Consider the following 18,895-nt stretch of genomic DNA (forward strand, 5'->3'; position numbering starts at 1 on the left):
TCCTAAACTTCTTCTTTGTAATCGATACCTAATTCAGCAGATATTCCTGCGTAACCTTCAGCTTCTAAACGTTTCGCTAATTCTGCGTCACCAGTCATGACAACTTTACCATCCATCATGATATGCACTACATCAGGCACGATATAATTTAATAGTCGTTGGTAATGGGTAATGATCAACGCCCCAAATTCTTTACCCCGCATTTCATTGATTCCTTTAGAAACAACTTTTAATGCATCAATGTCTAAGCCTGAGTCGATTTCATCTAAGATCGCAAAAGTTGGTTCGATCATCAATAATTGTAAAATTTCGTTTCGTTTCTTTTCTCCGCCTGAAAAACCTTCATTTAAATAGCGTTCTGCCATTTCTTCGGGCATATTCAACAATGCCATTTTTTTATCTAATTTTTTTAAGAATTGCATTACAGAGATTTTTTCATTTTCTCCACGGCGCGCATTGATCGCTGCCCGCATGAATTCAGCATTGCTGATTCCTGGGATCTCACTTGGATATTGCATCGCTAGAAATAAACCTAAGCGTGCTCGTTCATCGACTTCCAAGTCTAAAATGTTTTTGCCATCGAAAAGGATCTCGCCTTTAGTGACTTTATAATTTGGGTTGCCCATGACCGCTGCGGATAAAGTAGATTTCCCCGTTCCGTTCGGCCCCATGATAGCGTGGATCTCTCCCGTTTTCATCACAAGGTTTACACCTTTTAAAATCTCTTTATCATCAATGGCAACGTGCAAGTCTTTGATCTCTAAAACTGACATGAAAGTACCTCCAAAATTTTTTTCTCGTTCTCACATATTTTAGACTAAATGAGAATGGAATACAAACTGATTCACTCATTTTATTCTAATAAACTGTTTTTTATTTAGAATTATTATAGATTTGCTTCTCTTGATTTTATTCTATACAAGCAGTTAGACTTCATTTTTCGATCTTTTAAAAATTTGTAAAACTGTTTGCTCTAAAAACGAAAAAATTAGCACTGAAAGAATGAATTCTCTCAGCGCTAAATCGACTTTATTCATTAACAGGTTTTACAGAACCATCCCATTTTTCTAAGATCCAGTCTTGAACGTCTTTTTCATGTAAGACTTTCTCTAACTTTTTAACACTAGCATTATCTTTGTCTTCAGTACGAACTGCTAAGATATTTGCGTATGGTGATTTGTCTTTTTCAAGTAATAGAGAATCTTTGACTGGGTTCAACCCAGCTCCATAAGCAAAGTTAGCATTGATCGCTACTAGATCGCCTTCATCATTTTCGTAAGTTGTTGCAAGCAATGCAGGATCTATTGAATGTTCAAATTTCAAATTCTTTGGATTTTCTGCGATATCATCAAATGTTGCTGTTTCTAAATCGACTCCATCTTTGACTGTTACTAAGTCGGCATCTTGTAAAATTGTGATGATCCGGCCCCAATCAGATTCAGAGTTTGAAGTAATGATTGTTGCACCATCTTTCAAATCTTTGATATCTTTAATTTTTTTAGAATAAAAACCCATTGGCTCGATGTGAACGGATCCAACATCAGAGAATTTGTAGTCATTTTCTTTTACGGCTTTGTTGAAAAATGGTTTGTGTTGGAAATAGTTGACATCGATATCTCCATCCGCTAATGCCTTGTTAGGTAATACATAATCATCAAATTTTTTGATTTCTAGTTTTACGCCTTCTTTTTCAAGCAATGGTTTCACATGTTCCAAGATTTCTGCGTGAGGTGTTGGTGATGCTCCGACGACTAATGTTTTGTCTTCTTTTTTACTGCTGTCAGCTGAATCTGATCCGCTGTTTCCACAAGCTGCTAGACCTACTGTTAATAATGCTACTGCTGCAAATCCCAAAATTTTCTTTTTCATTACTAATTCCCCCTAAATAATTTTAATAGATTTAAATGTTCTAACTATCAGCGCTTATCTGTTTTCTTCGTCAAGAAATCACCGATACCTTGAACGATGAAGACGATGATCAAGATAATGACTGTCGCTACTAAAGTAACCGTATAGTTGCCTCGTTGATACCCTTCTTGCCAAGCTAACGCTCCAAGCCCCCCTGCTCCGATCGCACCAGCCATCGCGGTGAAGCCAATCATTGAAACGGCAGTAACGGTTAACCCAGAGATCAAAGCCGGTAAACTTTCCGGAATCAAGACTTTATAGATTGTTTGAAAATAGCTAGCTCCCATCGAATCCGCTGCTTCTAAAACACCGGAGTCGACTTCTCGAAAAGCAATCTCGACTAATCGTGCATAAAATGGTGCTGCCGATAAAACTAAGGCAGGTATTGCGGCTTTGGCTCCCAACATCGTTCCTACTAATGTTTTAGTAAATGGAATGATCAAGACCATCAAGATCATAAACGGTGTCGAGCGGAAAATATTACTAAAAATCGAAACCAATCCGTATAACACGCTACGGGTGCTGGAATGTTTGCGGCCTAACGAATACAGTAATAAGCCTAGCAACAAGCCTAAAATAAACACGATCACCATTGATATGATTGTCATGAACAACGTATCATTGATGGCTTCTTTTAATGTATCCCAAGAAACTTGTTGGAAATTTAAATATGTCTCTGTAAAACTCTTATCCACGATGCAGCACCTCCACTCCGACTTGTTGACTCTCGATAAAATCAATCGCTAAATCAATTTCTTTCGGCTCTCCGGTCAGCTGAACCGTCAGCGTCCCAAAAGAACTGCTGGATGCTCGTTCAATGTTCCCATAAACAATACTGATATTGATTGGAAATTTTCGAATCGCTTGTGAAACAACTGGCTCATTGGCATTGTTTTCTAAAAAGTGCAATGTTGCTAAAGTTCCGGTTGGGTTCTCTTTGATAAATTCTGCCAATAAGTCTGAAGGATCTGTTTTTGGTTCGAGATCTTGCTGCACGAAAATCTTGGTCACTTCCTGTTGTGGATGGCGGAAGACTTCGCGGACAGAACCTTCTTCGACGATTTTTCCTAATTCCATCACAGCGACCTTGTTACAGATTTTGCGAATCACGTTCATCTCGTGCGTAATCAACACGATCGTTAATCCTAATTTCTGATTGATATCTGCTAATAATTCTAAAACTTCTTCTGTTGTCTGCGGGTCCAGCGCACTGGTCGCTTCATCGCAAAGCAGAATATCTGGATCGTTAGCTAATGCCCGAGCGATGCCGACTCGTTGTTTTTGCCCACCAGATAATTGAGAAGGATATGCATCTCCTCGACCCTGGAGTCCAACTAAATTCAATAACTCTTCTGCTTTTTTATGCCGCTGACTTTTTTCTACACCTGCTAATTCTAGTGGAAGCTGGATATTTTCGATCACCGTTCGCGACCACAATAGATTAAAATGTTGAAAGATCATTCCCACTTTTTTACGAAAAGTTCTTAATGCTGCTCCTTGAAGCTTAGCAACATCTTCACCATTAACTAAAACTTGTCCGCTTGTCGGCGTTTCTAATCCATTTAACAAACGAACCAATGTACTCTTACCAGCTCCTGAATACCCGACGATGCCATAAACATCTTTTTCTTCGATCGCTAGGTTGATTCCATCGACTGCGCGGATCGGTCCAGTTTTACCGGCGAAACTTTTTCCTACTTGATTTAACTCAATCAACGCCATCTTTTCCTTACACCCTTTCTCAATCACTTACAGCTAATTTGCTGTAAAGAAACTATTTTTCAAAAAGTGAAAAATAATCTTGCTGTCATTTCATATTTCATTTTTCTAACCTGTTGAAGCAGGAAAAAATGAACAAAAAAAGCTTTCGTCCTAAGTATGTACAATTGTACACCTAGGACGAAAGCTATGACTTCCGTGTTACCACCTAAAATTCGTTCTGACCTTGCGATCACAACCTCTTCCAGTACTTGCATAATCCGCATACTGAGGTGCTGTAACGGGCACTCCCGTGATAGACTCGGCAATCATTTCCTCATCCATCCTGCTCAAAGACCATTTTCCATCTAACTGCCATAACTCCTTTTCAGCATACCGGAGCTCTCTTTGTACTTTAATCAGATGTACTTTTCTTTTCATCGCTTTCTCATGTATATGAGAGGATTATATCAGGCTGTTTTCATCCTGTCAAACATCAATTGAAACTTTTTACAAGTTTTCAAATTCGTTTACGTCAACTTCACGTAAAGACAAGATCCAAGCATCCAATTCATCTTCAGCATTCAATGCTTTAGGATCAGCTGAGACTTTTTCATTGATTGAAGAAACGACACCGGTCAATGGACTTTTAAATTCTTGGACTGCTTTTTCGGCTTCAAGCTCTATCAGCGGTTCTCCAGCTTTCACTGTTTGACCCACTTTTGGTAATGAGGCAAAGGTCACTTCACCCAGTGCATCTGCCTGCTCTGAAGTCAACCCCATGCAGTAATCTTTATCGTTATGTAAAATCCATAGACCTTCATTTTTTTTCAAGTAACTCATTTGATTAAAACACTCCTTTTTCATATTAAAAAGATCCTTTTTCATAGGAGAATCTATTCCTATTTTCCAGCCTTGTCAATCAAAGTGTCTGCTGTTTTAATAAAACTTTAGTTGATCTATTTAACTTCTTACTGCTAAAAATTTGAGCGGTTTTCTTCGTAAGCCGCTTCTTTAAAACCATTCAATAAAAATTGCTCATTTTTGATTAATAGCGGACGCTTCACCAGCATTCCATCGCTTGCTAACAATTCGCTAGCTTCTCGCACAGATAGATCGGCTAGTTTATCTTTTAATCCTAGTTCGCGATACTTCATCCCGCTTGTGTTAAAAAATTTTCGCAACGGCAAATCGCTAGCTGTCAACCACTGTTCAAACGTATCAGCCGAAGGTGTCGCCTGGATCAAATCAACCGTTTCATAATCGACCCCCGCCTGATCTAACCAAGCTTTTGCTTTACGGCAAGTAGAACATTTAGGATACCAGTAAAATTTAACCACGACGCGTCCTCCTTATAGGCTGTTTATTGGCACTTTGATAGCGCATCGACAAGATCAAACCGATTCCGATCATATTGCCTAAAATCGATGAGCCCCCTTGACTGATAAATGGCAATGGAATCCCAGTCAATGGCAACAAGCCAATATTTGCTCCAATATTTTCAAAAACATGGAACAACATCATCATAACGATCCCCGAAGCGATATACGCATAAAATTCATTATTCATATCAAAACACAGACGAATCATTCGATAAATCAACATGAAATAAAGCAAAATCACAAATGCTCCGCCAATAAAACCAAAATTCTCACCAATCACAGTAAAGATCATATCAGATTCTCGTACTGGTACGTAAACATTGCTGACGTTATACCCTGTCCCAAACATCCCGCCAGAACCAATCGCCATCAATGCATGAGCCAGCTGAAAACTTTTTCCTTGAGGATCGTGGAACGGTTCAAGCCATGAATCGATCCGAGCAAATTGATAATTTTTAAAGCCAATATGAGTCAGTAATTCCCGACCTGTATCTGTCATAACTAAAAATATCAATGATCCCCCTAAAACAACGGCTAAAGCCATCGCAGGAACTATGATCAGCCAAGAGATCCCTGACATCAAAAACATTCCCGCAAAAATAGCAAGAAAGACTAACATCGTCCCAAAATCTTTTTGTGCTAGTACTAGGCCTAAAACCGGCAACGTGACTAACAACATCTTGCCGATCAGTTGTGCATCTGTTTTTAAACTGTGCAGTTTATTCGTTACATTGTGTTTGGTAATGATCAATGCCATCATCAATATATAGGCGATTTTCATCAGCTCAGAAGGCTGAAAAGTCAACGTTCCAAACTTAAACCAGTTTTTTGAACCCGTTAAACCTGCCAAGGTTGGATCATAAAATTTTAATAACGCCAACATGACCGCTATACCGATCACATACAAAAACGGCGTCAAGCGCCATAAAAGCTTCGCGTCTAAATGAATGATAATTACAACTGCTAACGCCCCAACCACATACCAAATAGACTGCATAGCAAGCCCCCGAAAAACATTGGGATTTTTTGGATCTTGGGTCAATGCCACATATAAGGAAAGCAACCCGATCAAACACAATATAAAAACAGGTAAAATAACGCCGTAATCAATCCGGCTATCGTTATTATTCTTTAGTCTATCCATTATTCATCTCTTTTCCACCAGTATACTCGTATCATTATAGACGCTTCTTTGTCCAAAGAAAAGTCACCACCGCTGACTTTGCAAAATCTTTATTCTTCTTGACCATCTCGCCGTAAAAAATAAATCAATCCCCAGATTCCCAGCTGTAAAATACTGAATAGCAAAACAAATTGAACTTTGGCTAAGTTCCAATCAATCACCAATAATTTAAAAACTGCCAATGGATGAATCAACAATTCGATCGAATGAATCCGTTCAAATCGTCCGATGTAAATTGCAACACTGGCTAAAAATGCTAAAAGCACAAAACTTGCGATTTTTTGTCTGACCGACAACTTAATTGCCGAAAACAATTTGAACACTTGCGCCATACCAATAAAAACCATCACTATTGTCGGCAATACTAGCGTCAGATATGCCCACCAGTCACTAGTGATATTCAAAAAATGTCCGCCGGATTGATAGATACCTAGGCTCGCTAAATGAAACAGATCAGTCAGTAAATACGGAACATTTGGGAAAAATAACAGCCACAATGGTATGAACAAAAAAGGCCATTTGTTTTTCCCTCTCAAAAAAAACCGCCCAAAAATAAGCGGCAGCCAAGCCAAAAAGATATTTAGCCCCATAAAAGAAAATGTTTCTTGCGTAAGATACATAAATAAAATATAAATCAGTACACTTATATGAAATCCAGCTACTTTCTTCATTCTTCTCCTTCAAAACTATGTATGAATATAGTGATTAAATTCCTTTATTACTTTCATAAGATACCATATATTACTAGCTTGAACCTGTCAAAAATTTGAAGCATCACCAGTCAATCGCTTAATAAACAAAATAGTCTTGTTAGGAATCGGCGCATTTATTTTTTTATACAATTGATGTGGTACTTCAAAAGTAGTAAAAAATTCTACTACTATGAAAAAGAGCACCTAGTTTAGAGGCTATGTGCTCCGCTTAATTATTTCAATGTCTTTAATTTCTTTAGCAACTAAACTTAATCTCTACCCATTTTTGAAAAAAATTTAAAACAAAAAGCCGTCACAATCGAGGATAACCTTGATGTGACGGCTTTTTTAGTAGTGCCAGCTGCAGGATTTGAACCTGTGACCTACGCGTTACGAGTGCGTTGCTCTACCAACTGAGCTAAGCTGGCAATTGGTACAAGAGAAATTATAAAAAACTTTTTAAGAAAAGTAAAGTAAGATTCTTCTTAAAAAGCGATTACATGAAAAAAAATTGAAAATATGTTAAAATAAAACATGTGATAAAAGGAGGCGTTCGAAATAGATGGCTACATTTGGCAAAATAGAGGCACACGTTGATCCTTCCGAAGCTGGGAAAGAATTCCCCGTAAAGACACACGTTATGTTCACTATTCGGGGCGAGTCCCAAACCGGGTTCGTTACTAAACAATTGAGAAACGCAGCAGTTATTGAAATTGATGAAAAACAAGACAACGGAGACTTGATTAATCAATCCAATGGTGTTGTCGTCATCAACTATAAACAAATGAAAAAAATCTAGTTTTATAAAAAAAGGCGAACCGTTTAAACGGCTCGCTTTTTTTATTTTGTTCCGAATAAACGGTCCCCTGCATCGCCCAAACCAGGAACAATGTAGCCTTGTTCATTCAATCTATCGTCTAATGCAGCTGTGTAAATATCTACATCAGGATGTGCTTCTTGCAGCAATTTTACGCCTTCAGGTGCGGCAACTAAACAAACAAATTTCATATTTGATGCCCCGCGTTTTTTCAATGAGTCGATCGCCATAATTGCGGAACCACCAGTAGCTAACATAGGGTCAACGATGAATAATTGACGGCTGTCGATATCTTCTGGCATTTTGAAGAAATATTCATGCGGTTCAAACGTTTCTTCATCACGGAACATTCCGATGTGTCCAACTTTAGCAGCTGGGATCAATTCTAAAATACCATCTACCATGCCGATACCAGCACGCAAGATTGGTACGATTGCGACTTTTTTCCCTGATAATGTCTTTTGCTTAGACACTGTGATTGGTGTTTCAATCTCAACTTCTTCTAGCGGCATATCACGAGAAACTTCGTACGCCATCAACATTGCGATTTCATTGACTACTTCACGGAAAACTTTCGTTCCACAGTTTTTATCACGAATAATCGTTAATTTATGTTGGATCAATGGATGATCGATTACTTGAAACTTGCCCATATTAAATTGCTCCTTTATTCTGCATTTCTCCTAATTATAAGACAACTGCCGGCAGAAAACTAGTCTAATGTGAATGAATTGGATGAGATTTTGTTAATTCTAAAACTGCTTCGCGGAGCTCTGCTAATTTTTCTTTTTCACCTTTCGAACGCAAGGTTTCAACGATCAATTCAGCTACTTGTTTTGCATCTTCTGCTTTGAATCCGCGGCTGGTGATTGCCGCTGTACCGATTCGGACGCCGCTAGTTTCTTTAAAACTTTTTGATTCAAAAGGAATTGAGTTTTTATTGACTGTTATGTGGACGCTGTCCAATAATTCTTCTGCTTCACGTCCTGTAATGTCAAAACCAGTTACTTCAAGCAAGAGCAAATGATTGTCACTACCGCCAGAAATCACACGTGTTTCTGGTGTTTGATTGAAGACTTTGACCATTGCTTGGATATTTTCTAAAACTTGTTCACTATATGTTTTAAATTCCGGTGCTAAAGCTTCCTTAAAAGCAACTGCTTTAGCTGCAATCACGTGTTCCAACGGGCCGCCTTGCAAACCAGGGAAGACGGCGCTGTTGATTTTTTTCGCTAAGTCTGCGTCATTCGTCAAGATCAGACCGCCGCGAGGTCCGCGCAGTGTTTTATGTGTCGTTGAAGTAACGACATCTGCATAAGGGACTGGATTAGGATGTAAACCAGTTGCAACTAAACCGGCAATATGAGCCATATCTACCATCAATTTTGCATCAACTTCATCCGCAATTTCACGAAAACGGGCAAAATCAATCGTCCGACTATACGCACTCGCGCCTGCTACGATCAATTTAGGTCGATGTTTCCGCGCTAAAATACGAACAACTTCATAGTCGATTGTTTCAGTATGCGGATCTACGCCATAGCTGACAAAGTTATACAACTTGCCACTGACATTCACTGGAGATCCATGCGTCAAATGACCGCCGGCTGATAGATCCATGCCTAAAACTGTATCTCCTGGTTGGATTAGTGAGAAATAAGCCGCTTGATTGGCTTGCGAGCCAGAATGGGCTTGGACATTTGCAAATTTCGCATCAAATAATTCTTTTGCGCGATCGATTGCTAGATTTTCTACGACATCGATGAATTCACAGCCACCATAATAACGACGTCCAGGATATCCTTCCGCATATTTATTTGTTAAGACACTCCCTTGAGCCATTTGTACAGCTTCTGATACGATATTCTCTGAAGCGATCAATTCAATATTCTGTTCTTGACGCTCCGCTTCATTTTCGATTGCTCCCCATAGTTCAGGATCTAGTGTTTTATAATCCATCCCAACGCCACCTTTCATTTTTGTGATTTAAGTATACGAAAGATTTAACAGATAATCGAATTTTTTGTTTACTTTTCTGCAAAATAGTTTTGTGCCGCGGCTTTCTTCAAACGATTCATATAAGCTAATCCTAAGTGATCCTCAGGAAAAACTTCTGCAAAGATCACATCAACTTTATGCCCTTCATCCAAAGCCCGCAATCCGCTGAACAATCCGCGAGTGGCCGCTTCGATCGTATCTTCATCAAATACAAACCGATCCGCTGATTCATATCGTTTCGCAACTTTTGGCGTTGCTAATAAACCAACTTTTTTCTCGTTGCTTTTTGCCCAGTCTAACGCGTTGTTCCAGTCAGCTGGTCGGATCATCAAGACCGGCGTGTCTGGTGAGTAATGTTTGTATTTCATTCCAGGTGATTTTGGTGTCTCGCTTTCTTTGACTAAATGTTTATCCAAAGGAATCTCGATCCCTAATACTTCTTCTAATTTTTCTTTTGTGATCGCGCCTGGCCGCAAAATTGTCGGTACCTCGCCGCTTAAATCTAGAACTGTCGATTCTACACCGATTTGGGTCGCGCCGTCATCTAAGATACCAGCAATTTTCCCTTTTAGATCATGATACACGTGCAGTGCTGTAGTCGGACTAGGTTTTCCTGATGTATTCGCGCTAGGTCCAACCAGTGGCGCTCCCGTTTTTTCAATCAAAGCCAGTGTCATTTCATTATCAGGCATTCGAAAAGCAGCTGTGGATAAACCACCGGTAACAACCGGACTTAAACTGCCTGGTTTGATTGAAAAAATCAATGTTAACGGCCCAGGCCAAAAATTTTTTACGATTTTTTCAGTCAACGGATGATAGCTTTCCACGAATTCTTTAGTCATCGGAAAATCGACTACATGAACGATCAATGGATTGTCGCTAGGACGTCCTTTAACTGTAAAAACTTGCTCAACTGATTGCGGCAAAAGCGCATCAGCTCCTAATCCATAGACAGTTTCGGTTGGAAAAGCTATCAGTTCTCCTTGGCGTAATAATGCTGCTGCTTGATTTATTTGATCTGATTTAAAAATTTTTGTTTCCACAGTTTCTCCACAGCTCCTTTTTTTATTCTTCCTGATTTATAAACATCGGCAAGCGAGTTATCCCCTTGCTGTGGATAATCAACTTGTCAAGTGTGTATAACCATGTTGATAACTTTTTATTTTTTGAAACATTGCTGTATCATTGTTTTTTTATTGCTTTACCTATTAAAAATAATTTTTTCAGCAGACGACAATCATTCGATCATTGCCGGACATATCTTGATGGATCGTCACTTTTTTTTCAGGAAACGCTGTTTGAAAGATTAGTTGGACAGCAGTTCCTTGACGAAAACCGATTTCTAAGAAAATCATCCCTTGCGGATTTAACCATTTCTGTCCTTCAATAGCGATTTTTTGATAGATCGCTAGACCATTGTTTTCAGCAAACAACGCTGTTTTCGGCTCATATGTTCGGACGCTTTCATCCATCAAATCCCATTCGTCTTTACTGATATAAGGCGGATTACTGATGATGATGTCTTGCTTTTCAGTAATGGCTGACAATACATCACTTTGCCTAAAATCGATCGCTGCTTGCAAATTTTTCGCATTTTCTTCAGCTACTTGCAAAGCGCCTTCAGAAATATCCACAGCCGTCACTTGCCAATCGGGACGTGCTAGTTTCAGACTAATCGCGATAGCCCCTGTACCGGTCCCGATATCGACAACTTTCTTGGGTGAGGAAACATTCAGCTCTAAACAAAGTGCAACCAATTCTTCTGTCTCTGGCCGCGGAATCAATGTATCTGCCGTGACTTTGAAACGATGGTCAAAGAAATATTCAAAGCCTAATAAATATTGCGGCGGAATGTTTTCCATCAACTTAGCTAAATCTTTTTCAATTATCGCCTCGTCTGCAGTTGGAATCTCTTCACGCATGTGCAATAGCCATTGCGTTTTATCCCAATTTTTGCGAGCTAAAAAAAGATATTCGATCGCATAACCTTCTTTACCGGCCGCTTCTAAAAAAGAAGAAGCCCCTGACAGGACTTCTACATAAGTTTTAGCCATTTTGCATATCTTCCAATTTTTTGGTTTGATCATACACAATCAAGGCATCGATAATCTCATCTAGCTTGCCTGCTAGGATCTGATCTAATTTTTGAATCGTTAAACCAATTCGGTGATCGGTCACACGATTTTGTGGGAAGTTGTACGTCCGAATCCGTTCAGAACGATCGCCAGTACCAACAGCGGATTTACGGCTGGCATCGTATTCGCTTTGCGCTTCTTGTTGAATCTTATCATAAACTCGAGCACGTAAGATCTTCATCGCTTTTTCGCGATTTTTGATTTGAGAACGTTCATCTTGCATCGCTACTACGATCCCTGTTGGAATGTGAGTCAAACGAACAGCCGAAGCCGTTTTGTTGACGTGCTGTCCACCGGCACCGGATGCATGATAAATATCCGTCCGAATGTCTTTGTCCGCCATATCGATTTCTACTTCTTCTGCTTCAGGCATCACGACGACTGTCGCAGTAGACGTATGGATTCGTCCTTGAGATTCCGTTGAAGGTACCCGCTGAACACGATGCGCACCGCTTTCGTATTTCAATTTAGAATACACATTGTCGCCTGTGATCATCATGATGACTTCTTTGTATCCGCCGATACCAGTTACATTGGCTTCCATGACTTCTGTCTTCCAACCTTGATTTTCTGCGTATTTTTGGTACATATTGAACAAATCACCCGCAAACAGTGCCGCTTCGTCTCCACCAGCAGCTCCGCGAATTTCCATGATAATATTCTTGTCATCATTTGGATCTTTCGGTAATAGCAAAATCTTGATTTCATCTTCTAGAACTTCTTTTTCCTTTTTCAAGTCAGACAATTCTTCTTTAGCCATTTCAGCCATCTCAGCATCTAGATTTTCACCTAATAATTCTTCTGCATCACTGATACCTTCCACCACTTTTTTATAGCGGCGATACGTGTCGACCGTTTCTCTAGTCCCGGCTTCTTCTTTTGAAAGCTGCATAAAACGCTGCGTATCATTGATAACTTCCGGATCACTCAGCAACTCGCCAAGCTCTTCATAACGATCTTCAATTGCTTGCAGTTGATCATACATGGATAAAATTCCTCCTAATTCATTTTAATGTAATTATTTTTTTCAAAAATAAATCTGATTTTCATCACGTATATCATTCCGCTATACACTTAGACCATTAAATCCTGCTAAAAGCGGAACTGACATCCTAATTCATTTTAATGTAATTATTTTTTTTCAAAAATAAATCTGATTTTCATCACGTATATCATTCCGCTATACGCTTAGACCATTAAATCCTGCTAAAAGCGGAACTGACATCCTCATTTATTTTAATGTTTCTAGTTTTCGCAAAAAGTTTTGCTTCTAAAGATTCTACTCAGCTTCGTGAGCTGTTTCTGGATGTAGATAATGCTTGCGGCAAACAGGATAGTAGGCTTCATTGCCACCGATTTGAACTTGAGTTCCTTCATAAACGGGGTGTCCGTCAATGTAATGCAAGTTCATCGTAGCCTTTTTGTGGCAGAACCAGCAAATCGTTTTTAGCTCTTCTAATTTATCTGCATAAAGCAGTAAATATTTTGAGCCCTCAAACATCTCGTTACGAAAATCATTTTTTAACCCGAAAGCCATCACTGGGATATCTAATTCATCCACGACTTGCGCTAACTGTACGACATGTTCTTTTGTTAAAAATTGCGATTCATCGATCAATACACAATAAGGTTTGTACTCGAGATTTTTAATGAATTCAAAGATATTGGTTTCGGAAAAAACAGGGATTGCGGGCCGGCTCAAGCCGATCCGACTAGAAATCGTTCCAATTCCATCACGTGTATCTATTCCGCTAGTCATCAATACTACCGGTTTATTTTGTTCCTCATAATTATGCGCGACCTTCAATATTTCAATTGTTTTGCCGCTATTCATCGCACCGTATTTAAAAAAAAGCTGGGCCATTTCTTGTCACCTTTCCCTTTTGTTCCTATCGTATTATAGCGGAAAAGCCCGATGATTTACAGTAATAATTTTCATTAATGCTTCATCTTAGAAGAATTAATAATTAATTTCAATAAAAGCTCAGGCTACCTTTTTAAGAACATCTGTGCTCAATGCTATAAGTAATTATTTTTATTACTATAGAACTAATGAAAAGCCCGAATCTTAAATCGATTCAGGCTTTATTGTCTCTAAATACTTTTTACGCCATTTCTTATCCACTTGACGTGTGTCTTCTTTAAAGAAGATTTCCTCTGTCGCTGCTTCATTAGCAGTTTTATAATACCATTTTTTCCAGCGTAAAAAATCCAGTTGCGTTTGCAATTCTTGGATTTTCTTCTCCAAGGCAACTTCTTGTTCTACCATAAATGCATAGCGTTGTGGCAAAGTCTTATCCCCTTGGACACACCAATCCATAAACTTTGCAATTTCTTTAATAGGAATTCCTGAGCGCTTCAAGCAATCAATTACCTCAATATACCCAAGATCATCCTCCGTAAATACTCTACGACCGACTTGATTTTTTTTAACAAAGGGCAACAGTCCTGCTTTATCATAGTATCTTAAAGTGTCTTGGGAGATGCCGTACATCTTTGTGATATCACCAATCAAAAATTTTTTCATTTTTTTAAACTTCTTTCTTGACCTGGAGTTAACTCCAGGTAGTAAAGTCAGTGTATCATAATTTTGAAAGAAGGCAATTTATATGAAAAAGTCGTTGGTCGTTATTACAGGAGCTAGTTCTGGATTTGGAGCTGAGATTGCTAAACTTTTTAATCAAGCAGGAAATCCACTACTTTTGTTAGGTCGCCGCATTGAAAAAATCAAAGCTTTGCCATTAAATTTTGAGAATGTCATGATTGAAAAAGTCGATGTTACAGATTTCAAAGCATTCGCAAGCAGCATCAAAAAGGCGGAAACTGCTTACGGCCCCGTCGATTTATTGGTCAATAATGCGGGTGTGATGTTATTAGGAAATGTCTTGAATCAAGATCCAGCCGAATGGCAAACAATGATGAACACAAATGTCCTGGGCGTATTAAATGGCATGCAAATCGTATTACCTAGCATGACGGAACGCAAACATGGAACGGTCATCAATATGTCTTCACTTGCTGGGAAGAAAACCTTCACCAACCATGCTGCTTATGTTGCTTCAAAATTCGGTGTACATGGTTTAAGTGAAACAATCCGCGAAGAAGTTTCTGGTTCAAATGTTCGCGTGTCTTTAGTCGCTCCTGGCGCTGCTGAAACGGAATTATTGACCCACGTAACGGATCAAAATGCTTTAACTGATTATCAAGCATGGAAAGAAAGCATGGGAGGAATTACTCTTGACCCTGTACATGTCGCTGAAACAGTGAAATTTATTTATGACATGCCACAAGAAGTCAACATTCGTGAAATCGACATAGCAGCAACTGTACAAGATAACTAATCAGATAGAACATCCTCTCTCCTACCAAACCGGTGGGAGTTTTTTTCAAAAAACCATGCTATACTGAATTTATTGTTACAAAATTTTGCTGTTCGTATTTTGAACAGATCGTGTAAGGAGCCTTCCATGAATTTTGATCGACGGATTAATTTTTTCAAAAAAAACTGGCAAAAATTAAACAATCGGTTTTCTTCGATTCAAATCATCGTCTTCTATTATTTAGCTATGACGATTCTTTCTTTAATCCTATTTTATTTGCCAATTTTTCGCGAACCAGGTTCGCACGTCCCATTTCTCGATATGGTCTTTATGGCAATCTCCACAATTTCAGTGACAGGCTTGACGACTTTTGACATCAATTCGGTCTTTAATGATGCCGGCGTCCTAGTTCTAGAGGTTTTGTTCCATATTGGCGGTCTAGGGATTATGATGATCACCACTTTCTTTTTTATTGTATCTAAGCGGCGGATCACTTTGAAACAGCGGCAATTGATCATGACAGATATGAATCAGCCGCGCCTCAGTGGGATCGTTAACTTGATTCGGATTACTTTCACGATTTTATTGGCGATTGAAGTCCTTTTCGGGACGATTTTTTCGATTTATTTCTATCTTGCTGGTTATTATCATAAAATTTCAGAAGCAATCTTTTTTGGTTTTTATCAATCTATCTCTGCATTGACCAATTCAGGCTTTGATGTGACAGGGGAATCGATCATTCCTTTTTCCCACGATGTCTTTTTTATTGTTACAATCATGATCTTGATTTTTATTGGTGGGATTGGATTTCCTGTCTTGATGGATTTTCACGGCTGGATCTACCACAAACGCTCCAAATCAAAGTTGCCGTTTCGATTCAGCCTCTTTTCAAAAATCGCCTTGTTGGCATTCTTCATCCTTTTTATCGGAGGTGCGGTCGCGATTTGGTTATTGGAAAAAGATCATAGTTTTGCCAACATGAATCTATTCGATCAATGGCTGAATTCATCCTTTTATTCTATGACAGCACGCAATGCCGGTTTACAGATCCATGATTTGACTATTTTTCAAAATACGACCTTGATCATTTTTTCTTTACTGATGTTCATCGGCTGTTCGCCAAGTTCAGTCGGCGGTGGGATCCGAACTACGACGATTGCGATCATTGGTTTGTATCTGTATTCTTTTTTGAAAAACGAGAACGATATCAACATTTTTGGACGCAAGATTGCTCAAGAAGATGTCCGAAAATCAGTTGTTGTCTTTATGCTTTCTGCTGGGATGTGTTTGTTCAGCATCCTCTTTTTGACAGCGACTGAAGATCATTCCTTGATTGCAATCATTGTTGAAGTCACCTCTGCTTTTGGAACGACTGGACTTTCATTAGGGATCACCGCGGATCTTTCCAATACTGGAAAAATCATGATCGCTATTTTGATGTTCATCGGCCGTATCGGAATGCTTTACACATTGATGCTCTTTGTACCAAAAGAAACACAAGACTTGGGCTATGAATTTCCAGAAGAAAAGATTATTATTGGCTAGGGGAAAAATCTTGTCCCCGGCTTTTTTTATGAATGCGACTGGACTGCACAACTAAGTAGTCGAGAGTTAGAACCTTAAGAAAAAGGAAAGCTGTTTAAATTTTTTTTTTAAATATGATAAGATAAATTAAATTCGTTACAGACATGGAGGATGTGTAATGGGGTTACGGAGTCAACTGGCAATTACTGCCGGCAGAACTGCCCAATGGGTATTAAAAACCTTCTTTAAAGGTGGGTCCAGCTATCCTGGTCAACTGGCTTTAAAGATGGATCCAAAAATTTTAGATACTTTAGTGAAAGATTATAAAGTCGTCGTTGTGACCGGAACAAACGGGAAAACATTGACGACAGCTTTAACTGTTAATATTTTGAAACAAGAATTTGATTACGTTTTGACAAATCCGACCGGTGCCAATATGGTGCAAGGGATCGTCTCAACATTTTTGAATGCAAAAAATCAAAAAGGTGCCAAGAAAATTGCGATTCTAGAGATTGATGAAGCCAGCTTGAGTAAAGTGACAGAATATATCAAACCAGAATTATTCTTGTTCACAAATATTTTCCGCGACCAAATGGATCGCTATGGCGAGATTTATACAACTTATAAATTAATTGTCGACGGCGCAGCAAAATCACCAACGGCACCAATTTTGTGCAATGGCGACTCGCCGATCTTTAATTCTTTAGAAACGATCAATCCGAGAAAATATTACGGTTTTGATCATTTGCCTGATGAAGATCAAGACGCGCATTACAACACGGATGGATTGCTTTGTCCGAAATGTCAGCACATCTTGAAATACAAAATGATCACTTATGCCAACCTTGGCAACTATTATTGTCCAAACTGCGGTTTCCATCGACCAGAATTAGATTACAAATTAACTGAGATGAAAGCAATGGATAACAAATCTTCTGAATTTGTGATTGACGGTCAAGACTATAAGATCGAAGTCGGCGGGATGTACAATGTCTATAATGCATTGGCAGCAACAGCCGTCGCCGAATACTACGGTGTTTCCAAAGAAAAAATCAAACGCGGTCTAGGCTACGATGAAAAAGTCTTTGGTCGACAAGAAGAATTTGAAATCGATGGTAAAAAATGCACATTAGTCTTAGTCAAAAATCCCGTCGGCTTAAATCAAGTCATCGATATGATCGGCCTTGCTCCTTATCCCTTCTCATTGGTCTCCTTGCTGAATGCAAATTATGCAGACGGCATCGATATCAGCTGGATTTGGGACGGCAATCATGAAGCCTTTGCTGAAATGGATGTCCCCGCAGTAATCGCAGGCGGCGATCGACATCAAGATATGGCACTGCGCTTAAAAGTTGCCGGTATTCCTGATGAAAAACTGACCGAAACCGCAAGTTTAACGGATGTTATTGAGAAAATCAAACAATTGCCGACAGAGCACGTGTATATCTTGGCAACTTACACAGCTGTTTTGCAATTACGCAAAGAACTAGCCCAAAAAGGCTACATCAATGGGGGGATGGATCGTGGCTAACTATGAATTGAATTTAGCACATTTGTACGGAAATTTGTTAAACACTTATGGCGATAATGGGAACCTCTTGACTTTGAAATATTATGCTAAACAAATGGGAATCGAGATCCATTCAGAAATCATCAGTATCTATCAAGATTTCCAACCTGATAAATATGATTTTGTCTTTATCGGCGGCGGTCAGGATTATGAACAAGTCATCGTCTCGAAAGATATTCAAACAAAAAAAGAAGCGTTGACCCAATACATCGAAAATAACGGTGTCTTGTTGTCGATTTGCGGCGGCTACCAATTATTGGGGCATTATTATATCGGCGCAAACGGTGAAAAGATCGAAGGCATCGGCGCGTTGGATCACTATACTTTGAGTCAAGACAATCATCGCTTTATCGGCGACATCGAGATTCATAATGAAGAATTTGGCGAGACTTACTACGGCTTTGAAAATCATAATGGCCGAACCTTTTTAGGCGAAGGCGAACGACCACTTGGTACGATTGTCAAAGGCAACGGGAACAATGGTGAAGATCAAGGCGAAGGCGTCATTTATAAAAATGTCTACGGTTCTTACTTTCATGGACCCATCTTAGCTCGCAATAAATCGTTGGCAGTCCGGCTACTGCATACCGCTTTAAAAAATAAATACGGTGAAGATGTCAAATTGCCGGAATTGCCATAAAACAAAAAAATGACCGTCAGCTTTTTGC

At 39.1% G+C, this 18,895-nt stretch carries 20 protein-coding genes, 1 tRNA gene and 1 other annotated feature; of the genes, 5 read left to right on the forward strand and 16 right to left on the reverse strand.

Annotated elements, in window-relative coordinates:
- Positions 1-2: 2 nt before the first annotated feature.
- The 9 genes from sufC to FFM68_RS01090 form a co-directional block, all read right to left on the reverse strand.
- Positions 3-773, reverse strand: a complete 771-nt coding sequence (gene sufC / locus FFM68_RS01050; RefSeq protein WP_137617593.1) for a Fe-S cluster assembly ATPase SufC — start codon at positions 771-773, stop codon at positions 3-5.
- 256 nt (positions 774-1,029) lie between these two features.
- Entirely contained in the window at positions 1,030-1,869 is an 840-nt protein-coding gene (locus FFM68_RS01055) for a MetQ/NlpA family ABC transporter substrate-binding protein (protein ID WP_137617594.1), read from the reverse strand.
- A 47-nt stretch (positions 1,870-1,916) separates the two neighbouring features.
- Positions 1,917-2,603: a methionine ABC transporter permease gene (locus tag FFM68_RS01060; RefSeq protein ID WP_137617595.1), complete on the reverse strand. Its 687-nt coding sequence runs from the start codon at positions 2,601-2,603 to the stop codon at positions 1,917-1,919.
- On the reverse strand, positions 2,596-3,630 hold the full coding sequence (locus FFM68_RS01065) for a methionine ABC transporter ATP-binding protein (RefSeq protein ID WP_137617596.1): 1,035 nt from the start codon (positions 3,628-3,630) through the stop codon (positions 2,596-2,598). The genes FFM68_RS01060 and FFM68_RS01065 overlap by 8 nt, the downstream gene beginning before the upstream one ends.
- 170 nt (positions 3,631-3,800) lie before the next feature.
- Positions 3,801-4,056: a binding site (T-box leader), on the reverse strand.
- 60 nt (positions 4,057-4,116) lie between these two features.
- The gene (locus FFM68_RS01070) at positions 4,117-4,449 is read right to left on the reverse strand and encodes a glycine cleavage system H family protein (protein ID WP_137617597.1); all 333 of its coding nucleotides are present in this window, start codon (positions 4,447-4,449) and stop codon (positions 4,117-4,119) included.
- A 134-nt stretch (positions 4,450-4,583) separates the two neighbouring features.
- The gene (locus FFM68_RS01075; protein WP_137617598.1) at positions 4,584-4,946 is read right to left on the reverse strand and encodes an arsenate reductase family protein; all 363 of its coding nucleotides are present in this window, start codon (positions 4,944-4,946) and stop codon (positions 4,584-4,586) included.
- Positions 4,939-6,135, reverse strand: coding sequence for an FtsW/RodA/SpoVE family cell cycle protein (locus FFM68_RS01080; protein ID WP_167483435.1), 1,197 nt, complete (start codon positions 6,133-6,135; stop codon positions 4,939-4,941). The genes FFM68_RS01075 and FFM68_RS01080 overlap by 8 nt, the downstream gene beginning before the upstream one ends.
- Before the next feature lie 86 nt (positions 6,136-6,221).
- A complete protein-coding gene (locus FFM68_RS01085; protein ID WP_137617600.1) occupies positions 6,222-6,842 on the reverse strand; it encodes a DUF1361 domain-containing protein in 621 nt (206 codons plus the stop codon).
- Between the two features lie 376 nt (positions 6,843-7,218).
- Positions 7,219-7,291: transfer RNA gene (locus tag FFM68_RS01090), tRNA-Thr, on the reverse strand.
- A gap of 134 nt (positions 7,292-7,425) precedes the next feature.
- On the opposite strand from FFM68_RS01090, the gene FFM68_RS01095 reads away from it, so the two are divergent.
- Positions 7,426-7,662 carry a hypothetical protein gene (locus tag FFM68_RS01095; protein WP_137609557.1) on the forward strand — a complete coding sequence of 79 codons (237 nt, stop codon included), beginning with the start codon at positions 7,426-7,428 and terminating at the stop codon, positions 7,660-7,662.
- A 41-nt stretch (positions 7,663-7,703) separates the two neighbouring features.
- Here the strand turns inward: FFM68_RS01095 and upp are convergent, their stop codons facing one another.
- The 7 genes from upp to FFM68_RS01130 all read right to left on the reverse strand — a co-directional run bounded on the left by upp (position 7,704) and on the right by FFM68_RS01130 (position 14,340).
- The gene (gene upp / locus FFM68_RS01100) at positions 7,704-8,333 is read right to left on the reverse strand and encodes a uracil phosphoribosyltransferase (protein ID WP_137617601.1); all 630 of its coding nucleotides are present in this window, start codon (positions 8,331-8,333) and stop codon (positions 7,704-7,706) included.
- 64 nt (positions 8,334-8,397) lie between these two features.
- Entirely contained in the window at positions 8,398-9,639 is a 1,242-nt protein-coding gene (gene glyA / locus FFM68_RS01105; RefSeq protein WP_137617602.1) for a serine hydroxymethyltransferase, read from the reverse strand.
- A 68-nt stretch (positions 9,640-9,707) separates the two neighbouring features.
- Positions 9,708-10,721 (reverse strand): L-threonylcarbamoyladenylate synthase, encoded by a 1,014-nt coding sequence (locus FFM68_RS01110; RefSeq protein WP_137617603.1) that lies wholly within the window; start codon positions 10,719-10,721, stop codon positions 9,708-9,710.
- A 180-nt stretch (positions 10,722-10,901) separates the two neighbouring features.
- Positions 10,902-11,732, reverse strand: a complete 831-nt coding sequence (gene prmC / locus FFM68_RS01115; RefSeq protein ID WP_137617604.1) for a peptide chain release factor N(5)-glutamine methyltransferase — start codon at positions 11,730-11,732, stop codon at positions 10,902-10,904.
- On the reverse strand, positions 11,725-12,798 hold the full coding sequence (prfA, locus tag FFM68_RS01120) for a peptide chain release factor 1 (RefSeq protein ID WP_137617605.1): 1,074 nt from the start codon (positions 12,796-12,798) through the stop codon (positions 11,725-11,727). Before prfA ends, prmC begins: the two co-directional genes overlap by 8 nt.
- A 294-nt stretch (positions 12,799-13,092) precedes the next feature.
- Positions 13,093-13,677: a thymidine kinase gene (locus FFM68_RS01125; RefSeq protein WP_137617606.1), complete on the reverse strand. Its 585-nt coding sequence runs from the start codon at positions 13,675-13,677 to the stop codon at positions 13,093-13,095.
- Positions 13,678-13,881: 204 nt separating this feature from the next.
- Complete coding sequence (locus FFM68_RS01130; RefSeq protein WP_137617607.1) at positions 13,882-14,340, reverse strand: MerR family transcriptional regulator; 459 nt, start codon at positions 14,338-14,340, stop codon at positions 13,882-13,884.
- Between the two features lie 82 nt (positions 14,341-14,422).
- On the opposite strand from FFM68_RS01130, the gene FFM68_RS01135 reads away from it, so the two are divergent.
- The 4 genes from FFM68_RS01135 to FFM68_RS01150 all read left to right on the forward strand — a co-directional run bounded on the left by FFM68_RS01135 (position 14,423) and on the right by FFM68_RS01150 (position 18,867).
- Complete coding sequence (locus FFM68_RS01135) at positions 14,423-15,154, forward strand: SDR family oxidoreductase (RefSeq protein WP_137617608.1); 732 nt, start codon at positions 14,423-14,425, stop codon at positions 15,152-15,154.
- 126 nt (positions 15,155-15,280) lie between these two features.
- On the forward strand, positions 15,281-16,678 hold the full coding sequence (locus tag FFM68_RS01140) for a TrkH family potassium uptake protein (protein ID WP_137617609.1): 1,398 nt from the start codon (positions 15,281-15,283) through the stop codon (positions 16,676-16,678).
- Positions 16,679-16,835: 157 nt separating this feature from the next.
- Positions 16,836-18,188 carry a Mur ligase family protein gene (locus FFM68_RS01145; RefSeq protein ID WP_137617610.1) on the forward strand — a complete coding sequence of 451 codons (1,353 nt, stop codon included), beginning with the start codon at positions 16,836-16,838 and terminating at the stop codon, positions 18,186-18,188.
- Positions 18,181-18,867 carry a type 1 glutamine amidotransferase gene (locus FFM68_RS01150; RefSeq protein WP_137617611.1) on the forward strand — a complete coding sequence of 229 codons (687 nt, stop codon included), beginning with the start codon at positions 18,181-18,183 and terminating at the stop codon, positions 18,865-18,867. Before FFM68_RS01145 ends, FFM68_RS01150 begins: the two co-directional genes overlap by 8 nt.
- Positions 18,868-18,895: the final 28 nt, after the last annotated feature.

Origin of the sequence: Enterococcus xiangfangensis (assembly GCF_005405365.1) — a bacterium.
In the GTDB taxonomy this organism is placed as follows: Bacteria; Bacillota; Bacilli; order Lactobacillales; family Enterococcaceae; genus Enterococcus_A; species Enterococcus_A xiangfangensis.

Excerpts from the sequence above, each read along its gene's own strand:
- sufC (WP_137617593.1), bottom strand. The coding sequence starts at position 773 with ATGTCAGTTTTAGAGATCAAAGACTTGCACGTTGCCATTGATGATAAA.
- FFM68_RS01145 (WP_137617610.1), top strand. The coding sequence starts at position 16,836 with ATGGGGTTACGGAGTCAACTGGCAATTACTGCCGGCAGAACTGCCCAA.
- FFM68_RS01125 (WP_137617606.1), bottom strand. The coding sequence starts at position 13,677 with ATGGCCCAGCTTTTTTTTAAATACGGTGCGATGAATAGCGGCAAAACA.
- upp (WP_137617601.1), bottom strand. The coding sequence starts at position 8,333 with ATGGGCAAGTTTCAAGTAATCGATCATCCATTGATCCAACATAAATTA.
- FFM68_RS01140 (WP_137617609.1), top strand. The coding sequence starts at position 15,281 with ATGAATTTTGATCGACGGATTAATTTTTTCAAAAAAAACTGGCAAAAA.
- FFM68_RS01055 (WP_137617594.1), bottom strand. The coding sequence starts at position 1,869 with ATGAAAAAGAAAATTTTGGGATTTGCAGCAGTAGCATTATTAACAGTA.
- prfA (WP_137617605.1), bottom strand. The coding sequence starts at position 12,798 with ATGTATGATCAACTGCAAGCAATTGAAGATCGTTATGAAGAGCTTGGC.
- prmC (WP_137617604.1), bottom strand. The coding sequence starts at position 11,732 with ATGGCTAAAACTTATGTAGAAGTCCTGTCAGGGGCTTCTTCTTTTTTA.
- FFM68_RS01065 (WP_137617596.1), bottom strand. The coding sequence starts at position 3,630 with ATGGCGTTGATTGAGTTAAATCAAGTAGGAAAAAGTTTCGCCGGTAAA.
- glyA (WP_137617602.1), bottom strand. The coding sequence starts at position 9,639 with ATGGATTATAAAACACTAGATCCTGAACTATGGGGAGCAATCGAAAAT.
- FFM68_RS01095 (WP_137609557.1), top strand. The coding sequence starts at position 7,426 with ATGGCTACATTTGGCAAAATAGAGGCACACGTTGATCCTTCCGAAGCT.
- FFM68_RS01070 (WP_137617597.1), bottom strand. The coding sequence starts at position 4,449 with ATGAGTTACTTGAAAAAAAATGAAGGTCTATGGATTTTACATAACGAT.
- FFM68_RS01130 (WP_137617607.1), bottom strand. The coding sequence starts at position 14,340 with ATGAAAAAATTTTTGATTGGTGATATCACAAAGATGTACGGCATCTCC.
- FFM68_RS01085 (WP_137617600.1), bottom strand. The coding sequence starts at position 6,842 with ATGAAGAAAGTAGCTGGATTTCATATAAGTGTACTGATTTATATTTTA.
- FFM68_RS01135 (WP_137617608.1), top strand. The coding sequence starts at position 14,423 with ATGAAAAAGTCGTTGGTCGTTATTACAGGAGCTAGTTCTGGATTTGGA.